General features: G+C 60.1%; 20 protein-coding genes. 8 read left to right on the plus strand and 12 right to left on the minus strand.

The features are described from left to right. Both AC6I8F_RS20080 and AC6I8F_RS20085 read left to right on the plus strand, forming a co-directional pair. Nucleotides 1–1191, plus strand: coding sequence for an enolase C-terminal domain-like protein (locus AC6I8F_RS20080; protein WP_498028960.1), 1191 nt, complete (start codon nucleotides 1–3; stop codon nucleotides 1189–1191). A gap of 129 nt (nucleotides 1192–1320) precedes the next feature. After that, nucleotides 1321–2019, plus strand: a complete 699-nt coding sequence (locus tag AC6I8F_RS20085; RefSeq protein WP_498028961.1) for a GntR family transcriptional regulator — start codon at nucleotides 1321–1323, stop codon at nucleotides 2017–2019. Between the two features lie 39 nt (nucleotides 2020–2058). Here AC6I8F_RS20085 and AC6I8F_RS20090 read toward each other — a convergent pair whose 3' ends face one another. Beyond that, entirely contained in the window at nucleotides 2059–2634 is a 576-nt protein-coding gene (locus AC6I8F_RS20090; protein ID WP_127834824.1) for a TetR/AcrR family transcriptional regulator, read from the minus strand. Nucleotides 2635–2722: 88 nt separating this feature from the next. Between AC6I8F_RS20090 and bdcA the strand changes: the two genes are divergently transcribed. After that, nucleotides 2723–3436 carry an SDR family oxidoreductase gene (gene bdcA / locus AC6I8F_RS20095; RefSeq protein WP_498028962.1) on the plus strand — a complete coding sequence of 238 codons (714 nt, stop codon included), beginning with the start codon at nucleotides 2723–2725 and terminating at the stop codon, nucleotides 3434–3436. A 2-nt stretch (nucleotides 3437–3438) separates the two neighbouring features. Here bdcA and AC6I8F_RS20100 read toward each other — a convergent pair whose 3' ends face one another. From AC6I8F_RS20100 to gcvA, 4 genes are all read right to left on the minus strand, one after another. Beyond that, on the minus strand, nucleotides 3439–3684 hold the full coding sequence (locus AC6I8F_RS20100) for a hypothetical protein (protein WP_127834826.1): 246 nt from the start codon (nucleotides 3682–3684) through the stop codon (nucleotides 3439–3441). 173 nt (nucleotides 3685–3857) lie between these two features. Then, nucleotides 3858–4748 (minus strand): oxidoreductase, encoded by an 891-nt coding sequence (locus tag AC6I8F_RS20105; RefSeq protein ID WP_498028963.1) that lies wholly within the window; start codon nucleotides 4746–4748, stop codon nucleotides 3858–3860. Between the two features lie 19 nt (nucleotides 4749–4767). Continuing rightward, nucleotides 4768–5595, minus strand: a complete 828-nt coding sequence (locus AC6I8F_RS20110) for an EamA family transporter (RefSeq protein WP_021509559.1) — start codon at nucleotides 5593–5595, stop codon at nucleotides 4768–4770. Nucleotides 5596–5670: 75 nt separating this feature from the next. Next, a complete protein-coding gene (gene gcvA, locus AC6I8F_RS20115) occupies nucleotides 5671–6576 on the minus strand; it encodes a transcriptional regulator GcvA (RefSeq protein WP_031280119.1) in 906 nt (301 codons plus the stop codon). A gap of 272 nt (nucleotides 6577–6848) precedes the next feature. Here gcvA and AC6I8F_RS20120 point away from each other — a divergent pair, with 272 nt between their 5' ends. Then, nucleotides 6849–7550 (plus strand): OBAP family protein, encoded by a 702-nt coding sequence (locus AC6I8F_RS20120; protein ID WP_132463639.1) that lies wholly within the window; start codon nucleotides 6849–6851, stop codon nucleotides 7548–7550. A 14-nt stretch (nucleotides 7551–7564) separates the two neighbouring features. Here AC6I8F_RS20120 and AC6I8F_RS20125 read toward each other — a convergent pair whose 3' ends face one another. Genes AC6I8F_RS20125 through AC6I8F_RS20140 form a run of 4 tightly spaced genes read right to left on the minus strand, consistent with a single transcriptional unit; the run spans nucleotide 7565 to nucleotide 12400 of the window. Beyond that, nucleotides 7565–8344, minus strand: a complete 780-nt coding sequence (locus tag AC6I8F_RS20125; protein WP_104187187.1) for an SDR family oxidoreductase — start codon at nucleotides 8342–8344, stop codon at nucleotides 7565–7567. A gap of 10 nt (nucleotides 8345–8354) precedes the next feature. Next, complete coding sequence (locus AC6I8F_RS20130; protein WP_498028964.1) at nucleotides 8355–9434, minus strand: M24 family metallopeptidase; 1080 nt, start codon at nucleotides 9432–9434, stop codon at nucleotides 8355–8357. Continuing rightward, a complete protein-coding gene (locus AC6I8F_RS20135; RefSeq protein ID WP_498028965.1) occupies nucleotides 9427–11070 on the minus strand; it encodes a GMC family oxidoreductase in 1644 nt (547 codons plus the stop codon). Before AC6I8F_RS20135 ends, AC6I8F_RS20130 begins: the two co-directional genes overlap by 8 nt. Before the next feature lie 10 nt (nucleotides 11071–11080). Beyond that, on the minus strand, nucleotides 11081–12400 hold the full coding sequence (locus AC6I8F_RS20140; RefSeq protein WP_059011891.1) for an MFS transporter: 1320 nt from the start codon (nucleotides 12398–12400) through the stop codon (nucleotides 11081–11083). Between the two features lie 207 nt (nucleotides 12401–12607). On the opposite strand from AC6I8F_RS20140, the gene AC6I8F_RS20145 reads away from it, so the two are divergent. Together AC6I8F_RS20145 and AC6I8F_RS20150 are read left to right on the plus strand one after the other, a co-directional pair. After that, complete coding sequence (locus AC6I8F_RS20145) at nucleotides 12608–13780, plus strand: ROK family protein (RefSeq protein WP_498028966.1); 1173 nt, start codon at nucleotides 12608–12610, stop codon at nucleotides 13778–13780. A gap of 102 nt (nucleotides 13781–13882) precedes the next feature. Continuing rightward, nucleotides 13883–15319, plus strand: coding sequence for a sugar porter family MFS transporter (locus tag AC6I8F_RS20150; RefSeq protein WP_498028967.1), 1437 nt, complete (start codon nucleotides 13883–13885; stop codon nucleotides 15317–15319). A 61-nt stretch (nucleotides 15320–15380) separates the two neighbouring features. Here AC6I8F_RS20150 and AC6I8F_RS20155 read toward each other — a convergent pair whose 3' ends face one another. Further along, nucleotides 15381–16130: an SDR family oxidoreductase gene (locus AC6I8F_RS20155; protein WP_498028968.1), complete on the minus strand. Its 750-nt coding sequence runs from the start codon at nucleotides 16128–16130 to the stop codon at nucleotides 15381–15383. Nucleotides 16131–16274: 144 nt separating this feature from the next. On the opposite strand from AC6I8F_RS20155, the gene AC6I8F_RS20160 reads away from it, so the two are divergent. Both AC6I8F_RS20160 and AC6I8F_RS20165 read left to right on the plus strand, forming a co-directional pair. After that, nucleotides 16275–17180 carry a LysR family transcriptional regulator gene (locus AC6I8F_RS20160; protein ID WP_372774695.1) on the plus strand — a complete coding sequence of 302 codons (906 nt, stop codon included), beginning with the start codon at nucleotides 16275–16277 and terminating at the stop codon, nucleotides 17178–17180. 213 nt (nucleotides 17181–17393) lie between these two features. Beyond that, entirely contained in the window at nucleotides 17394–18257 is an 864-nt protein-coding gene (locus AC6I8F_RS20165; protein ID WP_498028969.1) for a DMT family transporter, read from the plus strand. Nucleotides 18258–18286: 29 nt separating this feature from the next. Here the strand turns inward: AC6I8F_RS20165 and AC6I8F_RS20170 are convergent, their stop codons facing one another. Both AC6I8F_RS20170 and AC6I8F_RS20175 read right to left on the minus strand, forming a co-directional pair. After that, complete coding sequence (locus AC6I8F_RS20170) at nucleotides 18287–20101, minus strand: glycoside hydrolase family 15 protein (RefSeq protein ID WP_498028970.1); 1815 nt, start codon at nucleotides 20099–20101, stop codon at nucleotides 18287–18289. Between the two features lie 74 nt (nucleotides 20102–20175). Further along, nucleotides 20176–21069 (minus strand): SDR family oxidoreductase, encoded by an 894-nt coding sequence (locus AC6I8F_RS20175; protein ID WP_498028971.1) that lies wholly within the window; start codon nucleotides 21067–21069, stop codon nucleotides 20176–20178. Nucleotides 21070–21220 lie beyond the last annotated feature (151 nt).

Consider the following 21220-nt stretch of genomic DNA (forward strand, 5'->3'; position numbering starts at 1 on the left):
ATGAAGATTATTGATGTCCGGTTACTTCAGGTGAAAGGCGTGATGCCGGGAGAGGGCGATTTCTGGGAGGAGCGTCTCGCACGTCCCACCGATGTCTATGCGCAGTTTCGTACCGTGAATAATCATGACGGTGGCGTTCAGCTGGAAGACGGTTTTGCCATTACCACTGTGTTTCTTGAGATCGTTTCGGATGAGGGCGTAGACGGGCTGGCAGGGCCGGTGCCGCATGCCGTTGCATCAATCATTCACGGCCAGTTGCGGCCGTTGTTGCTGGGTCAGGATCCGCGCGACACCGAGCGTTTGTGGGATCAGATGTACCGGGCGCAGATTCATGGGCGTCAGGGCGATGGCATGCTGGCGATCAGCGCGGTGGATTGTGCCTTGTGGGATTTGCGTGCCAAATGGATGCAGCAACCGGTGTTTCGCCTGCTGGGCGGGTCGTTACGGGAAGAAATTCCGGCGTACGCATCGATGCTGGGCTTTGCGGTGCAGGATATGGCGCGGGTGCACGAGCGGGCGCTGGAGTATAAGGCGCTGGGATATCGCGGACAAAAATGGTTTTTCCGCCACGGCCCGATGAGCGGCAGAGAAGGGCTGAAGAAAAACATCGAACTGGCAAAAACGCTGCGCGAAGCCGTGGGGGATGATTACGATCTGATGTTTGATTGCTGGCAGTCGATGGATGTGACGTATTTGCTTGAACTGGCAAAGGGCATCGAGCCGTATCGCCCGCGCTGGCTGGAAGAGTGCGTAATGGCTGACAGAATCGGCAGTATGCAACGACTCAAAGATAAACTGTCCATCCCGATGGCGGGAGGCGAACATGAGTACACGCGCTGGGGCTTCAAACGCTTCTTTGAATCCGGGGCGCTGGATGTGATTCAGCCCGATATTTACTGGTGCGGTGGGCTTTCAGAAACGCTAAAAATTGCCGCTATCGCCACCCTGTACGATTTGCAGGTAATCCCGCACGGTCATTCCAGCATCGCAACGGCCCATTTCAGCACCACGCAATCGCCAATCCACACGCCTTATCAGGAGTATCTGGTGAAATGGAACGATATTCATCAGTACTTCCTGCGCGATCCGCTGGTGCCGCAGAACGGGTTAATCCCGGTACCGCAGGGACACGGCATGGGCATGGCACTTAATCCAGCGCATATCCAGCAGCAGACATACTTGTTCACCTGATAACCCAACGCTCCCTCAAACAGGCCTGTTATTGTTTGGGGGATCTGTCTCTTGTATACTACAAAACACAGTGCCCATCGTCATTCTGACCCCCTAAATGCTCGCTGTTTAAAGGACGCTCGCCACGCTATGCCCGCCGATAAACTCATCATTGACTGGTCATCGAAAAACATCCTCCGCCCGCAGTCACTGAGCAGCATTCTGGCCGATCATATTCGGGACCTGATCGTGAATTGCCAGATTGCACCCGGTGCATTAATTTCCGAGAACGACATTGCCACCCAGCTTAACGTGAGCCGGACGCCGGTAAGAGCGGCGCTGCAAAAGCTGGAGATGGAGCGTCTGGTGCAAATTATCCCGCAGCGCGGCACTTTTGTGTTTTCGTTTAATGAACGGGAGATGCGCGAAACCTGTGAGATGCGGCAGATTCTGGAATCAGGCGCATTAAAGCTGGCGCTGCAACACGATCGTCAGGCGCTGATCGCGCGCCTGAACGAACAGCTGGCGCGTGGACGCGATGCATTACAAAACGCGCCAGAGACCTACCGCGAAACCGATGCGGCGTTTCATATGGCACTGATTGAAGCCAGCCAGAACAGCGAGCTGGTCGGTTTTTACAAAACCAGCATCAACCGCATTCGCGCCTTTCTCAATCACCTGACGCGCACGCCGGATGAATTTCAGGGCTCGCAAAACGATCATGAAGCGATCGTGGCGCGGTTAACTAATTACGAGGATGAACAGGCGCTGGAACTTCTGCACTGGCATCTTGGCGGCATTATGCGCATGTTCCAGCGGTCGGTGGCGGACACCGGCTCAGCCAGTTAACCGGCATCCCTTCGCAGTCAGAACATCGCTGAAAAGCGATCACGCCTCAAGCGCTGCAACCACCGCCAGACCCGCCAGCTCCGCGCTGGCCAGAAGTTGCTCAACGCTGTGGCCCTGACGCGCTCTGGCAGAAAGTCCGGACATCACGGTACTGACAAAATCGGTCAGGCGCTGCGCGTCTTGTGGGTAGCGGGCTGCAATATAGCGCCGGATAGTATCCTCAGCCGCGCGATGAAACACTCTGGCCGCCTCGCGCGCCTGCTGATCCTGACAGCGAATCCCTTCCAGCACCAGACAACCCGCACACACCTCATCCCGGGCATAATGCAGCGCCGCCGCTTTCAGTAATGCATCGAGGGCTTCGGCCACCGGGCGGTCGTCGCGCAGTATCTCAGCCAGAGGAATCGAGCCGGTGGCGGCGTAGCGATCGAGAACGCGGGCATACAATCCGGCCTTGTTACCGAACGCGCTGTAAAAGCTCGGCGGATTGATGCCCAGCGCGTCAGTGACATCGGCGACGCTGACGGCGTCATAACCTTTGGCATGGAATAACCCCTGCGCAACCGCTACGGCGTGTTCGGGGTCAAAGTTACGGGGACGACCAGGTGATTTCATATTTTATAGTGCTCGCTACAAAATTACATTGACATTAAATCGGGCTCATTTTGTAATGCATACTAAGAAATCACACGTGGAGATGCAAATGAGCGTATTTAAAGATAAGCAGGTTCTGGTTCTGGGCGGCAGTCGCGGTATTGGTGCGGCTATCGTGCGTCGCTTTGCTGATGAGGGTGCCAGCGTGACCTTCACCTTCTCAGGTTCGCCGGAGGCCGCCGAAAAACTGGCGCACGAAACCGGTTCGGCTGCCGTTCATACCGACAGCTCAGAGCGCGATGCGGTGATTGCTACCGTGCGCGACAGTGGACCGCTGGATGTGCTGGTGGTTAATGCTGGCATCGCCCTGTTTGGCGATGCGCTGGAACAGGATCCGGACGCGGTCGATCGCCTGTTCCGCATTAACATTCACGCGCCGTATCATGCTGCGGTTGAAGCCGCCCGACAGATGCCAGCCGGCGGCCGCATTATCATTATCGGTTCGGTCAATGGCGACCGTATGCCGATTCCCGGTATGGCGTCTTATGCGCTAAGTAAATCCGCTTTACAGGGGCTGGCGCGCGGCCTGGCGCGGGATTTCGGCCCGCGCGGCATCACCATTAACGTGGTGCAACCGGGCCCGATTGATACCGATGCCAATCCGGAAAATGGTCCGATGAAAGAACTGATGCATAGCTTCATGGCCATCAAACGCCATGGCCGTTCTGAAGAAGTGGCAGGCATGGTGGCGTGGCTGGCAGGACCCGAAGCCGGTTTCGTCACCGGCGCTATGCACACCATTGATGGGGCGTTTGGCGCATAACGTCAGTGTCTGAACAGGGCGCTGACCACCGCGCTGAATACCGAACCGGTGGCAAAAGCGTGTTCGGTCATGCGCTCTTCATGGCGAATATCAGCCAGCCGCCGCAGCGCCGCCTGCGCGCTGGCTGCATTAATTTCTTCATCCAGCTTGCTGTAACCGTCCGCCATCAGCAGCCGGGCACGTTCCACATCCGATCGTTCCAGCGTGGCGATAACCTGTTGTTTGCGGTAAAAAACGTAATCTGTCATAAGTGCGTCCTGTTGCCGTTATCGTGATTATGCCGCGGAGGCGATGGTTTAAATCAGCTGAACATCGCATCCTATTTATCGCGCAACACTTTGCGCCGCGATCAAAACCTGGCCGTTGTATTAACAATTCGCAGCATAGCTGTTTCTCCCCGCGCGTCAGGCAACTTATTTTATCAGCCCGGCCCTTCGCTGCCCGCTGCCAGCAGCGGCACCACGACATCGCTAATCGGCGTAGCAATAGCATGCTGACGGCCATAGCGCTGTACCACACCATTGCGGGTATCCCACTCCAGCGGGCGGTTGGCCTGACGATCGGCGAGGATCGAGGTGCTCAGATCGGGCGGCGCGCGGTGAAAGCCATCGATAATTTCCTGCGGCACGCTGTCGTCCAGCACCGCACCGGCCGCGCGCGCCACCGTCAGGCACTCCAGTAAATAGGCTAATCCCAGCTGCGTGATATCGCCGCGGCTAAACATGCCGGCGCGACGGTTGGCCAGCACCATCAAACCGGCGGCGGCATTTTGTAACAGTTTGCGCCAGGCGATGGAGAGAAAGTCGGCGGCCAGTGCCACCTCACAGCGCGTATCGCGCAGCGCATCCACTACGCGCACGGCCTGCGGCACATCCGGCAGGGTCAGGCGAGGCTGGGCGCGCAGCCAGACTGACGCATCCGGCTCGCGCTGCGCCGGGAACCACACCACCGAAGGTAATACCGTGGCGCCGTTGACATAAGGCGCCAGCTGGCTCTGCTGCTCGACGCCATTTTGCAGCGCGCACACCACGGTTTTTTCATCACACAGGGTGGCCAGCCACGCGGCGCTGTCCGCGACTTGGGTGGTTTTAACCGCCACGAACAGCAAATCGCAGCGTTGAGTAACCTGCGAGGCATCATGCAATACCGGACAGGGCACGCTGATTTCGCCCGCATCGTGGCGCAGCGTTAACTGGGCATGGGCCGTGCGGCCGCACAGCAGCGGGGTGCGTCCGGCTTCATGCAGCACCGCCGCGACGGTGGTGCCAATTGCACCGGGGCCCAGCAGGGCGATTTTACAACGTTCAGACATGCTGCCATCTCCTCATCGCTTAACCGATCATCAGCGTGCCGAGTGCAATCACCACGCACGCCAGCATTTTTCTTACCGTTAATGCTTCACCGAGAAACAGCGCGCCCAGCACGGCGGCAAACAGCACGCTGGTTTCACGCAGCGCCGACACCGCGCCCATCGGCGCTGCCGTCATGGCGTAAATGATGATGCCGTAGGCCAGCAGCGAAACCAGGCCACCCGCCGCGGCGCTCAGCACGCCCGGTCGCCACTGCAGCAGGCTTTTGCTGTCGCGCAGCGCGATGTAGACCGCCGGCATTAATATGCCCCACAAGCTGCACATCCACGCGGTATACGCAAACGCATTGCCGGCAACGCGCACGCCCATGCCGTCCACCACGCTGTACGCGGCGATAAAGGCACCGGTCGCCAGCGTGTAGCGCAGGCCCGGCAGCGCCAGTTTGCCGCCGCGCAGCGCCAGCGACACAATGCCAGCGGACACCAGCACAATGCCGCACAGCGTAGTAAAGGCGATGTGCTCGCCGGCAAACAGCGCGGCGGCGCAGGTCACCAGCAGCGGCGACGATCCGCGCGCAATCGGATAGGTCTGGCCGAGATCGCCGCTCTGGTAGCTGCGCACCAGGCACAGGTTATAGCCGACGTGCAGCAGCGCCGAAAGCAGCGCATATTTCCAGCTGGCGCGCGCCGGCAGCGGCAGAAACAGCGTACTGAGCGCACACACCAGCGCGATCGCCACGCACATAATGGTCATTGACCACAGGCGATCGGATCCGCCGCGCAGTAAAGTGTTCCAACTGGCGTGCAGCAGCGCGGCGCACAGCGTTAAGACAATAATGTAATCAGGCATAGGCTGATGCTATGCAGCCGCAAAAGGATTGGAAAGCGAAGATTTATCATTGCGCTATGAGTAAATACTCATACTTCACTGATAATCCTGCTGCGCCTGACGTGATTCGGCGAGCAGCCAGCGTCGAAAATCAACGATGTGCGGCTGGCTTTCAATACCCTGCGGACAGACGAAATAGTAGGCGGCGGGCGAGGAAAACGCGACGTTGAACAGCCGCACCAGGCTGCCGTCGCGCAGCTCTTTTTCAACGTGACCGCTGCGCGCCAGCGCCACGCCTTGCCCCAGCAGCGCGGCTTCCAGCGTCATATTGGTGTCGGCAAAACGTACGCTCTCCTGTAAGGCATCCAGCGTCAGGCCGACCTGCTTAAACCAGATCTCCCACTTTGGCACCAGATCGGCGCCATCACGCATCAGCAGCGGGTAGCGCAGCAGTTCTGCCGGTTCCTGCGGCGTGCCGAAGCGCTGCAGCAGCGCCGGGCTGGCGACCGGAAACAGCTGTTCACGAAACATAAATTCGCTGTGCAGCGCCGGATAATTGCCATGGCCAAAGCGGATCGCCACGTCAGAATCCTGGCGCGAGAAGGTAATCGCATCATCGGTGCTTTCCAGCGTTACCAGAATTTCCGGGTGCTGGCGCGTCAGGTCCGGCAGGCGCGGCAACAGCCACTTCAGCGCAAATGAATAAGTGGTATTTACGCGCAGCCGCACGCGGCCTTTCTGCTCGCGCAAGTCGGCTAAGGTGGTTTCCAGATTACTGAAAAACTCGCGCACAATCGGTGCCAGCGCCGCACCGGCCGGCGTCAGACTCAGCGTTTTGCCGCGCTGAAACAGCTGTACGCCCCAGATCTCTTCCAGGTTTTTGAGCTGATGGCTGACGGCGCTTTGGGTGATAAACAGCTCTTCCGCGGCGGCGGTAAAGGTCGGATGGCGCGTTGCCACTTCAAACGCGCGCAGCATGGCGGTAGGCGGTAACTCTCTCATCGGTGCAGCCTTGTTTTATGAGCGTTCACTCATGATAGCGGAATCGTCTGTTCGCTCACGAAACTTATTCACCCACCCTCCAGTTTAGCCTCACAGCCTGTCACTTTGCTGACAGTGGCCGACACATTCATCACTGAATCGGCGGCCAGCTGAATGGTTGGTTATTTACCGCGTGGCGGTTTTAATTCGCAGCCGGATAGTGTTCCCGCTGCGCTCGCGTCCTGACACTGATTAACTATGTTTATCACTCAATAAAAGAATGGGGTGATGAAATGCGAAACCGTGTATTTAGCGCGCTGGCGTTATTGTTATTATCCGGCTGTGGCGCGAATAACAGTGCCTCGCCGGTTACGGCACCTGGTGCGCCGGAGGCGGGGAAAACCGCGCTGCTGGAGAGCGGGGCGGCGGCGTTGCAGTCGCGGCCGCCGATTGAGGCGATCAATACGTATCTGGATGGTTTTCATTATTACTGCGGAAATCAGCAGGGACAGATGGAGGCCCATCACTACGTCACCATTCTTAATGACGATGTGATGCAGGCGGTTATTTATGACGGTAACAAAAAAGACGCCAAATTAATGGGCGTGGAATATATCATCAGCGAACGTTTATTTAAGCAGCTGCCGGCGCAGGAAAAGCAGTACTGGCACAGCCATCGCTATGAAGTGAAATCCGGTACGCTGATTGCCCCTGGCCTGCCGCCGGCCGCGGAGCACGCGCTGATGAGCAAAATCGTCAACACCTACGGAAAGACCTGGCACACCTGGCATACCGACCGCGATAAAACGCTGCCGCTGGGCGCGCCGACGCTGATGATGGGCTTTACCGCCGACGGTCAGCTGAATCCGGCGCTGCTGGCTGACCGCGACAAGCGCTTTGACGTCGATACCGCGACAATCCGCGCCGACCGCGCTGATATCGCCGCCCATCCGGTGGCGGCGGGTGCCGATCATTGCCGGCGCGTGCATCCGTAACCGGTGATTCCGGCTCACTCGTGATACATCTGGCTGCGCCCACCGTCGATCAGGATATCGGTGGCATTGATGAAGCGCGCCTCGTCGCTGGCGAGAAACAGCGCGGTGTAAGCCACTTCATCCGGCTCGCCGATGCGTTTACACGGCAGCAGCGCCGCCTGACGCGCGCGCTCGGCCTGCGGATCCGGACAGCTCGCCAGCCAGGCTTCAGCGGCTGGCGTCATGATCAAACCGGGCGAAATACTGTTTACGCGGATGCCTTGCGCGGCGTACTCCACGCCCAGAGAACGCGTCAGGCCGATCAGCCCGTGTTTAGCCACCGGATAAGGGAACGCGCCGGGAATGATTTTGTGCCCGTGCACTGAGGCAACGTTAACGATGTTGCCATACTGACGGGCCAGCATCGCCGGCAGGACGCTGCGTATCAGGTTGTAAGGCCCTTTCAGATTGGTGTTCATGCAGCGCTGCCAGTCATCCTCGTCCAGCGTCAGCGGATCGCGAAAAACGTTTACGCCAGCGCAGTTGATCAGGATATCAATATCCCCCAGCGCCTGCTGCGCCTGCTGTACCGCGCGGCTAACCTGCTGCGGCTGCGTGACATCGGCTGCGCAGGCCAGACAGCGCTGGCCGGACTGCTGCTGTAGCTGCGCCGCCAGCGCTTCGCTGCTGTGTGCGTCGCGATCAAACAGCGCCAGGCGGGCGCCTTCGCGCGCAAACAGGGTGGCGATGGCGCTGCCGATGCCGCTGCCGGCACCGGTAATGATGGCGGTTTTGTTGGCTAAACGTGGGGACATAGTCGCTTCCTTATGAGGATGTCGGGAGAATCAGCCAGTCGGCCAGTTCAAGGGTATTATCACCGCGCTGCAGGCGAATCAGCGGCCAGCTGTCGCTGCGCGTGAGCGGCACCAGCCCGCTGCGGCTGAGCAAAAAAGTGTCTTCGCTTTTCACGCCGCTCAGCGTCGGGTTCCACGCCACGGCGGTCTCGGGCTGCACCTCGCCGCGACTCTCCGGGGGGATAATCCAGTCGCGGCAGCCGTAGCCGGCCGGACCGCCCTGATGATGATCGCGCCATGCCTCAGCGTGGCCGTGGCGTTGATAAGACTGAGTGATGTCGGCAAAAACCGCTGACCAGCTGCGCTGCGCCTGGGTGGCATACAGCATATCGGCGTGGATCTCCGCCAGCGTCACAATGCGCTGGCGCAGCGCCGCGTCGGGTTCGCCAAGATGCACCAGGCGCGTCAGGCTGACATGCAAACCGTGCCGTTCGGCACCGAGGGTGATCAGCATCATGCGCTGCAGCGTTTTGCGTGTCGGCACCGGATGTTTAAATGCGGCGATGCGCTCATCAGCGGCCACCAGCGTGCACATCGGGCGAATGCCGCGCGCCAGACAGCCGGCGGCAATCTCGGCTTCGACCTGCCATTCGCTCACTCCCGCGCGCAGCTGGCGCGCCACCGTTTCGACAATCTGCGCCGTCTCCTGTCCCAGCGTGCGAAAGCGCTGCTGTTCCGGTGCGCTCAGCCCCTGGCGCAGCGTGATCATCTGCGGCTGGATATCGCTCAATCCTGCCATGGGCGTATCGCTGCCGATATTGCCCGCCGGCAGCACGCTGCTCAGCGACTGGTACCACGGGTAGTGCCGGGTCGCACAGCTGAACGGCAGCGGCTCTTCGGCCAGAATGCGCGGTAATTCATTGTCCGGTGCCAGCAGCAGCACGCTGTCGCGGCCGATCAGCAGGCTGGCAACGCCGGTCTCGGCGCGATCCACTACATAATAGCTGGCCCCGTCGGTCAGCCAGGCGATGTTATCGCGGCGCGTCAGTAATACTGCATCCAGCTGCCAGTGCGCCAGCGCCTGTTGCAGGCGCGCCAGTTTGTCACTCATACACGGCCTCCTTGTGCTCAATGCGCTGCGACAGCAGAACCAGCTCCGCAGCGCGATGCGCCACTGCCATCACCACCGCATTGGTGTTGCCACTGATAATTTTCGGCATCATCGAGGCATCCACCACGCGCAATCGCTGTACGCCGCGCACGCGCAGGTCATCGTGCAGCACCGCCAGCGGATCGTCATCGTGGCCCATGCGACAGGTGCCGACCGGGTGATAGCCGGTTTTCACCATACGCCGGCAGTGGGCGCCAATCGCGTCATCACTGGTGACTTCCGCACCAGGGAAAATCTCTCTATCGACCATCTCGCGGATGGGCGCGGCGGCCAGCACCTGACGCGCAAAGCGAAAGCCGGCGAGGGTGCGCGCTAAATCGTCCGGATGGCCGAAAATCTGCGTATCGATCACCGGCAGGCTACTGGCGTTGTTATCGCGCAGCGTCACTTCACCGGTGGCTTTGGGGCGCAGCAGCAGAGAATTCACCGTGACACCGTCACCGGGATCGGCACCCATTACATCGCGATCGAGATAGACCGTCGGCACGCAGAACATCTGAATGGTGGGCGTCGCCGTGAAATCGAGCGGATCGAAAAAGGCGCAGGTTTCCACGCCGGTGGTGGTCACCGGGCCGCTTTTGAACAGCAGATATTGCAGTCCGGCTTTGACCATTGGCCAGCCGCGATCCTGGCCGTAGTAGCCAAACGCACCGCGCGTGCTGGCAACCACCGGCACTTCGTAATGGTCCTGCAGGTTTTTACCCACGCCCGGCAAGGCATGGCGCACGGTAATACCGTGCTGTTTCAGCTGCTCCTGCGGACCGATGCCAGAGAGCATCAGCAGTTTTGGCGTCTGGTAGGCACCGGCGGCCAGAATTACTTCGCGGCTGGCACGCGCCTGTTGCGGCTGGCCATCCTGACGATAGCGCACGCCGCTGGCGCAGGTGCCGTCAAACAGCACCTCTTCAACCTGTGCACCAGTGACCAGCGTCAGCCGTGCGTCATGGCGCAGCGGGTTGATAAACGCATCCACCACGCTGCAGCGCTGTCGTGTCTGACCGTCAATGGTGTGCTGCATGAAGCCGACGCCAGACGGATTGCCGCTGTTAAAATCCGGCGTGTAGGGAATACCCAGCCCCTGCAGGGTTTTGACATAGGCGCGGCTCAGCGGACTGAAGTGGCCGAGATGCGACACTTTCATCGGGCCGCCAACGCCGTGATTGGGTGCGCCGAGGTGATCGTTATCTTCGATGGCGGTAAAGTGCGGCAGCAGCGCCTCCCACGACCAGTCGATGCCCTGATGGCCCAGCGCCTGGTTCCAGTCGGCGTAATCCTGTTTATGGCCGCGCATGTAGACCATGGCGTTGACAGTCGAACCGCCGCCCAGCACTTTGGCCTGCGGCACGATCACGCCGCGTCCGTTGAGCTGCGGCTGCGCTTCGGTTTGATGCATCGTCAGAAACCGGTCGCTGGCGAGAAACTTCATATAGCCGGCGGGCATTTTCAGCACCGGATGGTATTCGTCGCGCCCGGCCTCCAGCAGCAGCACGCGCGCATTTCCTTCGCTGACCAGGCGCGCGGCAACGATACAGCCCGCGCTCCCGCCGCCCACCACAATGTAATCGTACTCTTTCATAACGCTCCGTTTACTCCGATGCGATGGAATCTAACCGGCGCAGGCGCTGCGCCGCCGGGTTGTGCTGCTCGCCCGGATCGAGCGGACTGAGCAGATAACGCCACGAGATAAACGCACTCACCAGATACAGGAAGGCGTAGCCCCAAATCACCCCGAGCGTGCCGAGCAGTGCATTGATTGCGCCGTACAGCGCCGGACCGAAGAAGGTGGACAAACCGGCGGCGAAGCAGTAAATCGCCATGGCGTTACCTTTGTCCTTCGGCTGGCACAACGATGAGAACAGCGCGGCGGCGGGCACGTAGCCGCACAGCGTGATGCCGTACAGGCACGCGCAGATCACGCTGAGCACAAAGCTGCCGTGACTCCACTGCGGCACAAAGTACATCAGCAGCATCGAGACGCCGGAACCCAGGCCGCCGAACACCGTCAGCACTTTGCGCCAGCCGATGCGGTCGCTCAGCTTGCCAACGATCGGATTAAAGCTCATGCCCACCAGTCCCATGATGGTGATCAGGCTGAGGTATTCGGTCTGGGAAAAGCCAATCTGTTCGGTGAAAAAGCCCGGCAGAAAAATAAAGAAGCCGAAGTAGGGCGTGGTGTTGATGATGCGCACCACTGCCGCGGCAGCGATGCGCGGCTCACGCCACAGAATATCGATGCCGCCCATCAGCGTGCGCAGCGTGCCCTGCTGACGATGTTCGGCATCCAGCAGCGACTGATAACCGCTGCGCTCTTTCAGCGCCAGCAGCATCACCAGCAGACCGATCGCCACCAGACCCAGCGACAGCCAGAAGGTGGCGTATTCGCCCACCAGGCGGATAGAGAAGATCGCTACCAGCGAACCGAGCGTCGGCAGCCCGCCGGTAAACGCCAGCCAGAACCAGCCGGTGGCGGAGCCGCGCATCTCCGCCGGGGCCGCCGACTGAATCCACACCAGAAAGGCGTAGGCAAACATCGGATAAGCCACGCCGCGCAGGCCATAGGTTAGTGCCAGCAGCAGCACGCTGTGCGACGGCAGCGCCACCGCCAGAAACAGCACTTCAAACACAATCCAGATCAGGCCGCCCGCCAGCATCACTTTACGCGGGCCGATTAGCGTTGACAGCGAACCGGCCAGCCATGAGCCCAGCGTGACGGTGACGCCGTAAAAGGCGATTACCCAGGCAGCGATATTCAGGGAGAAGCCGTTTTCGTGCAGATAGGGCGCGAGATAGTTGGACTCGACGCCGTCGCCAATCATAAACAGCAGGACCGCCAGATAGCCCCAGGCCAGCGCGGGCGGAATGCCGAGGCGGATCAGCCACGGATGGGTTGCAGGTGATGTTGTCATTATGTTTTCTCTGTAGGGTTGGTGTCAGCACAGCCAGATAAAGCGTTCGCCCGGCATTATCAGAACGTTTTTTACCGGGATAGCGCGAACAGGTTGTTATGAGCAGGGACTCTAAAGCACGGCAGGCGCGCAGGATGGCGCAACCATCACAGAAGTCAGTAAACACTGTTTAGTAAGATGGGCGCGGATGAAGCGAAAGGAGGCCGCGTGAAAACCGTCGGACTGAATAATTTCCAGGTGCGTAAGCACAACAAAGCGCTGTTTATGCAGCTGATGTGGCGTCATAAACGTCTGAGCAAATCGCAGCTGGCGCAGCTCAGCGGCCTGACCATACCGGCAGCCAGCAAGATTTTGCAGGAGCTGCTGGAGCAGGGCCACGTGCAGCACTCCAGCGCCACGCTGAGCACGCGCGGCAACAGTAACGGCAGTTTTCAACTGCCGGCCGAGGGTGCGTGGACGCTGTGCCTGTGCGTCAAGCCGACCAGCATTGAACTGCAGCTGGCGGATGCGCAGCTGGTGGCGCAGGGCGACTATCAGCAAATCAGCATCAACGCGCAGACGCCAGAGCAGCTGCTGGCTGAGATTGAAACGGTATGGCGCGCGACCTGTAAACGCTGGCCGAAGCGGCAGATTAATCTGGCGCTGGCGGTGCACGGGCAGGTCGATCCGGTAACCGGCGTCTCGCAGCATATGCCGCAGGCGGCGTGGCGCAGCCCGCTACAGCTGAAGTTTCTGCTGGAGGAGAAGCTGGCGGTTGACGTCCGCGTCGATAACGACTGTGTGATGCTGGCGCTGGCGGAAAAGTGGCTGAACCGCAATGCACTGGCCGAATTCTGCGTCATCAATGTCGATTACGGCATCGGCTCATCGTTTGTCATCAACGGCGAGATCTTTCGCGGCAACCTGTACGGCAGCGGGCAGATTGGCCACACCATTGTTGATCCGCACGGGGAGCGCTGTAACTGCGGAAGGCAGGGCTGCCTGGAGACGGTCGCCTCGCTCAGCACGCTTAAGCGGCTGGCGCATCAGCGCGCGCCGCAGGCGGTGCAGCCCACCAGCCGTCAGCTGCTGGCTGCCTGGCAGGCCGGCGAGCCGTGGATCGTCGAGTGGGCGCAGCGCAGCGCGGAAGCCATCGGCATGAGTCTGTACAATTTCCTTAATACGCTGAATATCAATCAAATCTGGCTGTACGGTCGCAGCTGTACTTTTGGTGAGAGCTGGCTGCAGACCATCGTGCACCAGATTGATTTCAACCCCTTCGATCCGCGCGATGCGCTGAAAAGCAAAGCCACCAACGTGCATTTTGGTCAGCTGGATCGCGCGCGTCAGGTCCTCGGCATCGGTTATCTCTATGTTGAGGCCGATCCCGGTACGGCCTAGTTTACTAAACTCCTGTTACTAAAATCTGTGAGGGCCTGAACTTTCACCCTGCGGTATCGGTGGTGAGATAGCGGCACTTTGACCCTGGTGCGGAGAGTGGCCGTGAACAATCATCAACATCTGAATATGCGTTACGTGTGGAGCATCTGTCTGGTGGCAGCCTGCGGCGGTTTGCTGTTTGGCTATGACTGGGTGGTGATTGGCGGGGCCAAACCCTTCTATGAGGCCTGGTTCAACGTCACCGATCCGGCGGCATCCGGCTGGGCGATGAGCTCGGCGCTGGTGGGCTGCGTGTTTGGCGCGCTGGTGTCCGGCTGGTCAGCGGACAAGCTGGGGCGGCGGCTGCCGCTGATTGTCGCCGCACTGCTGTTTGTGGTGTCGGCGATCGGCACCGCGCTGGCCAGCAGCTTTACGCTGTTTGTCTGGTGGCGCATTCTCGGCGGCGTCGGCATTGGTATCGCCTCGGCGCTCAGCCCGATGTACATCGCGGAGATCAGCCCGGCAGACAAGCGCGGCAAGTTTGTCGCGGTTAACCAGCTGACAATCGTCATTGGCGTGCTGGCGGCGCAGCTGATCAATCTGATGATTGCCGATCCGGTCGTCGGCGCATCAACCCATGCGGCGCTGCGTGAAAGCTGGAACGGTCAGGTTGGCTGGCGCTGGATGTTCGCCTCGGCCGCCGTGCCGTCGCTGGCGTTTCTGCTGCTGATGATGTGGGTGCCGGAATCACCGCGCTGGCTGATGCTGGTGGGCCAGCCGCAGCGCGCGCTGGCGATGCTGAATAAAATTGGTTCGCCTGCTTATGCGCAGCAGACGCAGCGCGAGATTGCCCGCGCGCTGGAGCAGGATCGCCAGCAAACGCGCGCCCATGCGGGCTCGCTGCTGGCACCGCGCACGCTGCCGATTGTGATTACCGGCGTGGTGCTGGCGATTTTCCAGCAGTGGTGCGGAATCAACGTGATTTTCAACTATGCGCAGGAGATTTTTGCTTCGGCTGGTTTCGATATCAACGGCACGCTGAAGTCGATCGTGGCCACCGGCCTGATCAATTTGCTGGCAACAGTGCTGGCACTGCCGCTGGTGGATCGGCTCGGCCGCCGCAAACTGATGCTGATCGGTGCCGGAGGACTGACGCTGTGCTACGCGCTGATCGCCGGTGCCTACACGCTGGGCATCACCGGCTGGCCGGTGCTGATTCTGGTACTGGCGGCGATTGCAGTTTACGCGCTGACGCTGGCGCCGGTCACCTGGGTGCTGCTGGCGGAAATTTTCCCCAACCGCATTCGCGGTCTGGCGATGTCGGTGGCCACGCTGGCGCTGTGGATTGCCTGTTTTGTGCTGACCTACACCTTTCCCATCCTCAATGCCGGACTTGGTGCAGCGGGCAGCTTTATGCTGTATGGCGTGATTTGTGCGGCGGGCTTTGTCTTTGTGCTGCGTCGCGTGCCGGAGACCAAAGGCATATCGCTGGAGCAGCTGGAGCAGCAGCTCACCGCTGGCGAGCCGGCAGCGGTAGCAGGTGAGCATTCTCTGCGTTAACCGCAGCCATGCTTCAGGCAGAAAGCCGGTGCGCCTGGCGGCGCACCGGTGCAATACCCGCTTACACCTGCGCCATACCGCCATCGACAAACAGCTCGGCTGCATTAATAAAGCTGGCTGCGTCGGAGGCGAGAAACGCCACCACCTTGCCAATCTCTCCCGGCTCACCCAGACGACCGAGCGGCACCTGTGCGGCCAGCGCATCGAACAGCCCCTGGCGCTGATCCTCCGGCACCAGGCCGCCTAAGCCTGGCGTCTGCACCGGGCCAGGGCTCACCACGTTAATGCGGATGCCGCGATCTTTCACATCCAGCGCCCACGAGCGGGCAAAGTTACGCACCGCCGCTTTACTGGCGCTGTAAACGCTGAAGCCCGGCGTACCCTGAATTGCGGCGGTGGAGCCGGTGAGAATCACCGACGCCTTATCGCTCAGCAGCGGCAGCGCTTTTTGCACGGTGAACAGCACGCCGCGGACGTTGGTGCTGAAGATACGATCAAAATGTTCTTCTGTGATGGCCCCCAGCGGCAGCATGTCGCCGCCACCGGCGTTGGCAAACAGGATATCCAGCCGGCCGGCCTGGCGCGCAATCTGCGCATAGACGGCATCCAGATCGCTTAACTGTGCCGCATCGGCGCGAATGCCGGTGGCGCCGCCGCCGATGCTGGCGACGGCTGCATCCAGCTCAGCCTGACGACGACCGGTGATAAATACGCGTGCGCCCTGTGCCGCCAGTTCCTGGGAGGTGGCGAGGCCAATACCGGAGGTGCCGCCGGTCACTAAAGCAATTTTGTCTTGCAGAATCAGGTTCATAGTATGTACTCCACAGTTGATCAGGTTAGGTGGTGACGGCCTTGCCGTCGCTGAAGTGCACTGTAGCGCTGCCGCTTTTACGGATAAATGGTGTAAAATCGAAAGGACTATTTCTCTGGATGGATAATCAGGTAAGGGGCGACCATGGATCAATTGCTGGCAATCCGGGCGTTCGCCCGCGTGGTTGAGGCAGGCAACTTTACCCGGGCCGCCAATTCACTGGATATGCCTAACGCTACCCTGAGTAAGCTGGTGCAGGAGCTGGAAGCGCATCTCGGCGTGCGCCTGTTGCAGCGCACCACGCGCCGGGTCACGGTGACGGCAGAAGGGCGCGATTACTACGAGCGGGCGCTGCGCATCGTGCGCGATCTGGAAGATATCGATTGTGCGTTCAATAGCGTCACGACGAAACCGCACGGTCAGCTGCGTATGGATATCGGCGGCTCAACGGCGCGTGATGTGCTGCTGCCGGCGCTGCCCGATTTTGTCGCCAGGTTTCCCGACATCACCCTGGACCTTGGCGTGTCCGATCGCACCGTGGATCTCATCAGTGATAACGTGGACTGCGTAGTGCGCGGCGGCCCGCTGAGCGATTCGTCACTGGTGGCACGGCACTTAGGCAATGCGCAAATGATCACCTGTGCCACGCCCGGCTATCTGCGGACCTACGGCATTCCGGCGTATCCGCAGGAGCTGAACAACGGCCATCGCATCATCAGCTATCTGTCGCCGCAGAGCGGGCGCGCGTTTCCGCTGCGCTTTCGCCACGGTGAAGAGCGAATCGAGGTCAAGACCGCGCACCGCGTTGGCGTTAATGAGAGCAACGCGCACCTTGCCGCGGCGGTGGCGGGTCTGGGCATCATTCAGACGTTCCGTTACGCTGCGGCCGCGGATTTGCAGGCCGGACGGCTGGTGGAGATCCTCGTCGACTGGCGTCCGTCCGACTATCCGTTCCACGTGGTTTATCCGCAGAGCCGCCATCTCACCCAGCGCCTGCGGGTGCTGATTGACTGGCTGCGTGAGGTGTTTCCGCAACGGCTAAATGGATGACAGGGTGTAAACAATCTGTTAACGTTTGGCCTCAACCCCATGCTACAGGCGCGTTTATGACACTCTCTGCTGATTCCGCATCGTCATCTGACTTTCGCCTGTATGCGCCTTGCTGCCCGCCACCTCCGGCACGCGTTGTGATTCGCTAAGTATCGAACTTCCTGCGCCTCGCTAAGCGAGCGCGCTAACAACGTTTGTTTCAGGAGCAATGCTATGCGTTCTTCTTCTTCGCTGACTTCGCAGGCAGCGACGTCAGGCTTTGTGCTGCTGTGGGGCAGCGCAGCCATTTTCTCGCGTCTCGGGCTGGATAATGCCTCACCGCTGGCACTGCTGGTGGTGCGTTTCAGCATCGCGCTGGTCGCGCTGTTGCTGGTGGGACTGTTTCGCCGCCGCAGGCTACCGCAGCCCGGTACGCGCCCGCGCGTAATGCTGACCGGCCTGGTATTGATCGGCGCTTATTCGCTGTGTTATTTCCAGGCGATGGCGGAGGGCGTGACGCCTGGGCTGATCGCCACCATCATGGGCATCCAGCCTATTCTGACGCTGTGCCTGGTGGAGCGGCGTCTGCCGGGCAGGCGATTGCTGGGCTTAACGGTCGCGCTGGCGGGGCTGATACTGCTGGTGTGGCGTAGTCTGGCGGCGTCACAGCTGCCGATCAGCGGCGTGCTGTTTGCGCTGGCCGCGCTGCTGTGCATGACCTTCGGTGCCATCATGCAGCAGCGGGTGACGCAGCATCCGGCGCAGGTGCTGCCGCTGCAGTACGGCGTGAGTTTACTGCTGTGCCTGCTGTTGCTGCCGGTTAAACCGTTTCATGTCAGTTTCACGCTGCATTTCTGGCTGGCCGCGCTGTTCCTCGGCGTGATGATCTCCGTGGTGGCCCAGCTGCTGCTGTATCGCTTACTGAGCGCGGGCAGTATCGTTAACGTCACCAGCCTGTTTTATCTGGTGCCGGTGATTACCGCGCTGCTCGACTATCTGCTGCTGGGTAACCGACTGCCGTGGCTGAGCCTGCTGGGCATGGCGGCGATTCTGGCGGGTATCCTGCTGGTGTTTCGTGCGCCACAGCCTTCGCGTTAACATCATGCCCCGCCAGCCGGCGGGGCATTTCAGCCATGATCGGTCAACGCCTGTGCGGCGCAAATCAACGCCAGATGACTGAGGCCCTGCGGCATATTGCCGCGCCACTCATCGCTGCGCACGTCGAACATTTCATTGAAGGTTTCCACGTTGCCGCGCTGGCACAGCTTGTCGAGGATCTGCTGCATAGCGCTTTCGGCACGCGTTGTCTCGCCCAGCGCCGCCCAGGCTTCCACCAGCCAGAACGAGCAGGCGATAAAAGTGCTCTCTTCCTGTTCCGTGCCGCTGTAGCGATACAGCATGGCGCTGCCGTGGCCCAGTTCCTGCTCAATGGCACGGTAGGTGGCCTGCATACGTGCCGGGTTGACGCGGCTGCCATAGGGATGCACCAGCGCCAGCGCAGCGTCCAGCCTGCCGTTGCTATCGGGATAAAACACATACGCCTGTTTCTCTTCGTTCCAGCAGTGCGCTTCAATCCAGCTGCTGATGCGGTCGCGCTCGCGCTGCCAGCGTTTCAGCCAGGTCGGTTCAATGTGGCGCGCTTCGGCCAGCGCCACGGCACGGTCGAGGGCCAGCCAGCAGGCCATCTTTGAATGCGTATAGTGCTGCTGCTCCGGCAGTTCCCAGATACCGCTGTCTTTCAGCCGCCACCGATCGGCACAGTGATTGGCCAGCGCACCCAGCATGCGCGAGGTGGCTAAATCCAGTACGTGCCCGGCGCGTATAAACAACTCGGCGGTCGCCAGCATATCGCCGTACATGCTCAGCTGCAGCTGGTCGCGGGCGTTGTTGCCCACGCGTACCGGCTGGGAATGATGATAGCCACGCAGCGGCACAAAGCGTTCGGCAGGCACTTCGTTACCCTCCAGCGTGTAGCAGGTGCGCAGCGCGGTACCGTGGCGGATAATGGTTTTCGACAGCCAGGAGAACGCCGCTTTACAATCTTCCAGCGCACCGAGAAAAACAAAGGCTTTGATGATCAGACAGGCATCGCGTACCCATGCATAGCGGTAGTCATAATTCTTTTCCCCGCCAATGCCTTCCGGCAGCGAGGTAGTGGCTGCCGCCGCCAGCGCGCCGGTGGGGGAATACCATAAAAATTTCAGCGACAGCGCCGAGCGGCGCACGTGCTCAGCAAAGCGCCCCTGATAGCTCAGGCTGCGGGTCCAGTCGCACCAGGCGGTATGGCTGGTTTCAATCCGGGTATCGATCGCCTCCAGCGGCGGCACCGCCAGCGGTTCGCGCTCGGTGACCAGCAACGCCACCAGCGATCGACTGTCCGCAGCCGTCCGCAGCGTAGCGCTGATTTGCTCATCGTCACGCTGTTCGATCTGCCAGTCCTCGCTGGTGCGCAGCATCGCCATCAGATCGCCGATATGGTACACGTCGCCCTGTTCGGTGCTGTCCTGCCACGGCGAGCGCGTTTCGGCAACGGTGCCAAAGCGCAGCGTCAGACGCAGGGTCACTTCGCCATCAATGCCTTCCACGCGCCGCGCCAGTTCACTCCAAGGCAGACGGCCGGCCAGCGTGCTGTTCAGTGATTCGGTCAGCAGCACGCTGCCATCATCGGTAAAAAAGCGGGTTTCCAGTACGTTACTGTCGGCGCGATAAGCGCGCTCAATGCGGTAAGGGACGTCAGGTTCAATCTGGAAAAAACCGCCAATCTCCGGGTCGAGCAGGCGGTCAAACAGCGGGGCTGAGTCGAGGTTGGGCGCGCACCACCAGTCAATGGCGCCGTCGGGCGCAATCAGCGCCACCGACCGGCCTTCACCGATGGCCGCGTAGTCGCCTAGACGGGCAAAGCCCTGATCGCGCATCGGCGACTGCAGCGTTTGATTATTCATGGATCTTCCCTGTCAGCACAAACGGCAACGTGGCCGCCCGCGGCAGCCACGTAATCCGGATGAGCACCCGTATGTCAGAGGGTGCCGGTACCGCCATCAGAGCACCATACCTGGCCTGAGGTGAAGCTGTTGGTGGTCTCTGCAAAGGTCACATACAGCGGCGCGATTTCAGCCGGCTGGCCGGGGCGTCCCAGCGGCGCGCTGGCACCAAACTGCTCGACTTTTTCCTGCGGCTGGCCGCCGCACACCTGCAGCGCGGTCCAGTAAGGCCCTGGCGCGACGGCATTGACGCGAATTTGCTGTTCGCCCAGCTGTTTCGCCAGCGCTTTGGTAAAGGCAGCGATAGCGGCTTTGGTTTGCGCGTAATCCAGCAGGATGGCGCTCGGTTCATACGCCTGAACCGACGAGGTATTAATAATGGATGATCCGGCAGGCAGATATTCCAGTGCCGCTTTGGTGATCCAGAACATTGCATAAACATTGGTCTTAAAGGTGGCGTCAAAATCTTCCGTTGAGAGCGTGCGAATTGACTCATTAAATTGCTGGCGACCGGCGTTATTCACCAGAATATCCAGACCGTCGAGTTTTTCTGCTGCCTCTTTTACCAGCTGCTGGCAAAAAGATTCTGAGCGAATATCACCCGGAATAGCCACCGCTTTACGGCCTTCCGCTTCGATTAATTGCACCACTTCAGCGGCGTCCTGCTCCTCTTCCGGCAGGTAGTTGATTGCCACGTCAGCCCCTTCACGGGCGTACGCAATGGCTACTGCGCGGCCAATGCCGGAGTCACCACCGGTAATCAGCGCCTTGCGCCCGGTTAAACGGCCAGTGCCGCGATAGCTGGTTTCACCGTGATCGGGACGGGGTTCCATCTTACTGGCTAATCCCGGAACGGGCTGATGCTGCTTTTTGAATGGCGGCTTTGGATATTCCTGGGTAATCAGCGTTTTGTTAGTAAATGAAGTCATACCTATCTCCTTGTACAGTGGAACGAGTAAATTAAGCCTGGCAGAGATGTGATATTTGTCACGTCAAAAAATAAGCAGTCGCGTTTTATTAAAGCGTGGCGGTAGTGGCTGAAATGATATTTTTAGTTACAAAATCACTAACGTAATGATT

This window comes from gamma proteobacterium symbiont of Axiagastus rosmarus (genome assembly GCF_059730925.1).

Coding starts and splice junctions, on each gene's coding strand:
- AC6I8F_RS20155 (WP_498028968.1), bottom strand. CDS start 16,130: ATGAACCTGATTCTGCAAGACAAAATTGCTTTAGTGACCGGCGGCACC.
- AC6I8F_RS20135 (WP_498028965.1), bottom strand. CDS start 11,070: ATGAAAGAGTACGATTACATTGTGGTGGGCGGCGGGAGCGCGGGCTGT.
- AC6I8F_RS20085 (WP_498028961.1), top strand. CDS start 1,321: ATGCCCGCCGATAAACTCATCATTGACTGGTCATCGAAAAACATCCTC.
- AC6I8F_RS20100 (WP_127834826.1), bottom strand. CDS start 3,684: ATGACAGATTACGTTTTTTACCGCAAACAACAGGTTATCGCCACGCTG.
- AC6I8F_RS20140 (WP_059011891.1), bottom strand. CDS start 12,400: ATGACAACATCACCTGCAACCCATCCGTGGCTGATCCGCCTCGGCATT.
- AC6I8F_RS20110 (WP_021509559.1), bottom strand. CDS start 5,595: ATGCCTGATTACATTATTGTCTTAACGCTGTGCGCCGCGCTGCTGCAC.
- AC6I8F_RS20175 (WP_498028971.1), bottom strand. CDS start 21,069: ATGACTTCATTTACTAACAAAACGCTGATTACCCAGGAATATCCAAAG.
- AC6I8F_RS20090 (WP_127834824.1), bottom strand. CDS start 2,634: ATGAAATCACCTGGTCGTCCCCGTAACTTTGACCCCGAACACGCCGTA.
- AC6I8F_RS20080 (WP_498028960.1), top strand. CDS start 1: ATGAAGATTATTGATGTCCGGTTACTTCAGGTGAAAGGCGTGATGCCG.
- AC6I8F_RS20165 (WP_498028969.1), top strand. CDS start 17,394: ATGCGTTCTTCTTCTTCGCTGACTTCGCAGGCAGCGACGTCAGGCTTT.
- bdcA (WP_498028962.1), top strand. CDS start 2,723: ATGAGCGTATTTAAAGATAAGCAGGTTCTGGTTCTGGGCGGCAGTCGC.
- AC6I8F_RS20125 (WP_104187187.1), bottom strand. CDS start 8,344: ATGTCCCCACGTTTAGCCAACAAAACCGCCATCATTACCGGTGCCGGC.
- AC6I8F_RS20170 (WP_498028970.1), bottom strand. CDS start 20,101: ATGAATAATCAAACGCTGCAGTCGCCGATGCGCGATCAGGGCTTTGCC.
- gcvA (WP_031280119.1), bottom strand. CDS start 6,576: ATGAGAGAGTTACCGCCTACCGCCATGCTGCGCGCGTTTGAAGTGGCA.
- AC6I8F_RS20130 (WP_498028964.1), bottom strand. CDS start 9,434: ATGAGTGACAAACTGGCGCGCCTGCAACAGGCGCTGGCGCACTGGCAG.
- AC6I8F_RS20105 (WP_498028963.1), bottom strand. CDS start 4,748: ATGTCTGAACGTTGTAAAATCGCCCTGCTGGGCCCCGGTGCAATTGGC.
- AC6I8F_RS20160 (WP_372774695.1), top strand. CDS start 16,275: ATGGATCAATTGCTGGCAATCCGGGCGTTCGCCCGCGTGGTTGAGGCA.
- AC6I8F_RS20120 (WP_132463639.1), top strand. CDS start 6,849: ATGCGAAACCGTGTATTTAGCGCGCTGGCGTTATTGTTATTATCCGGC.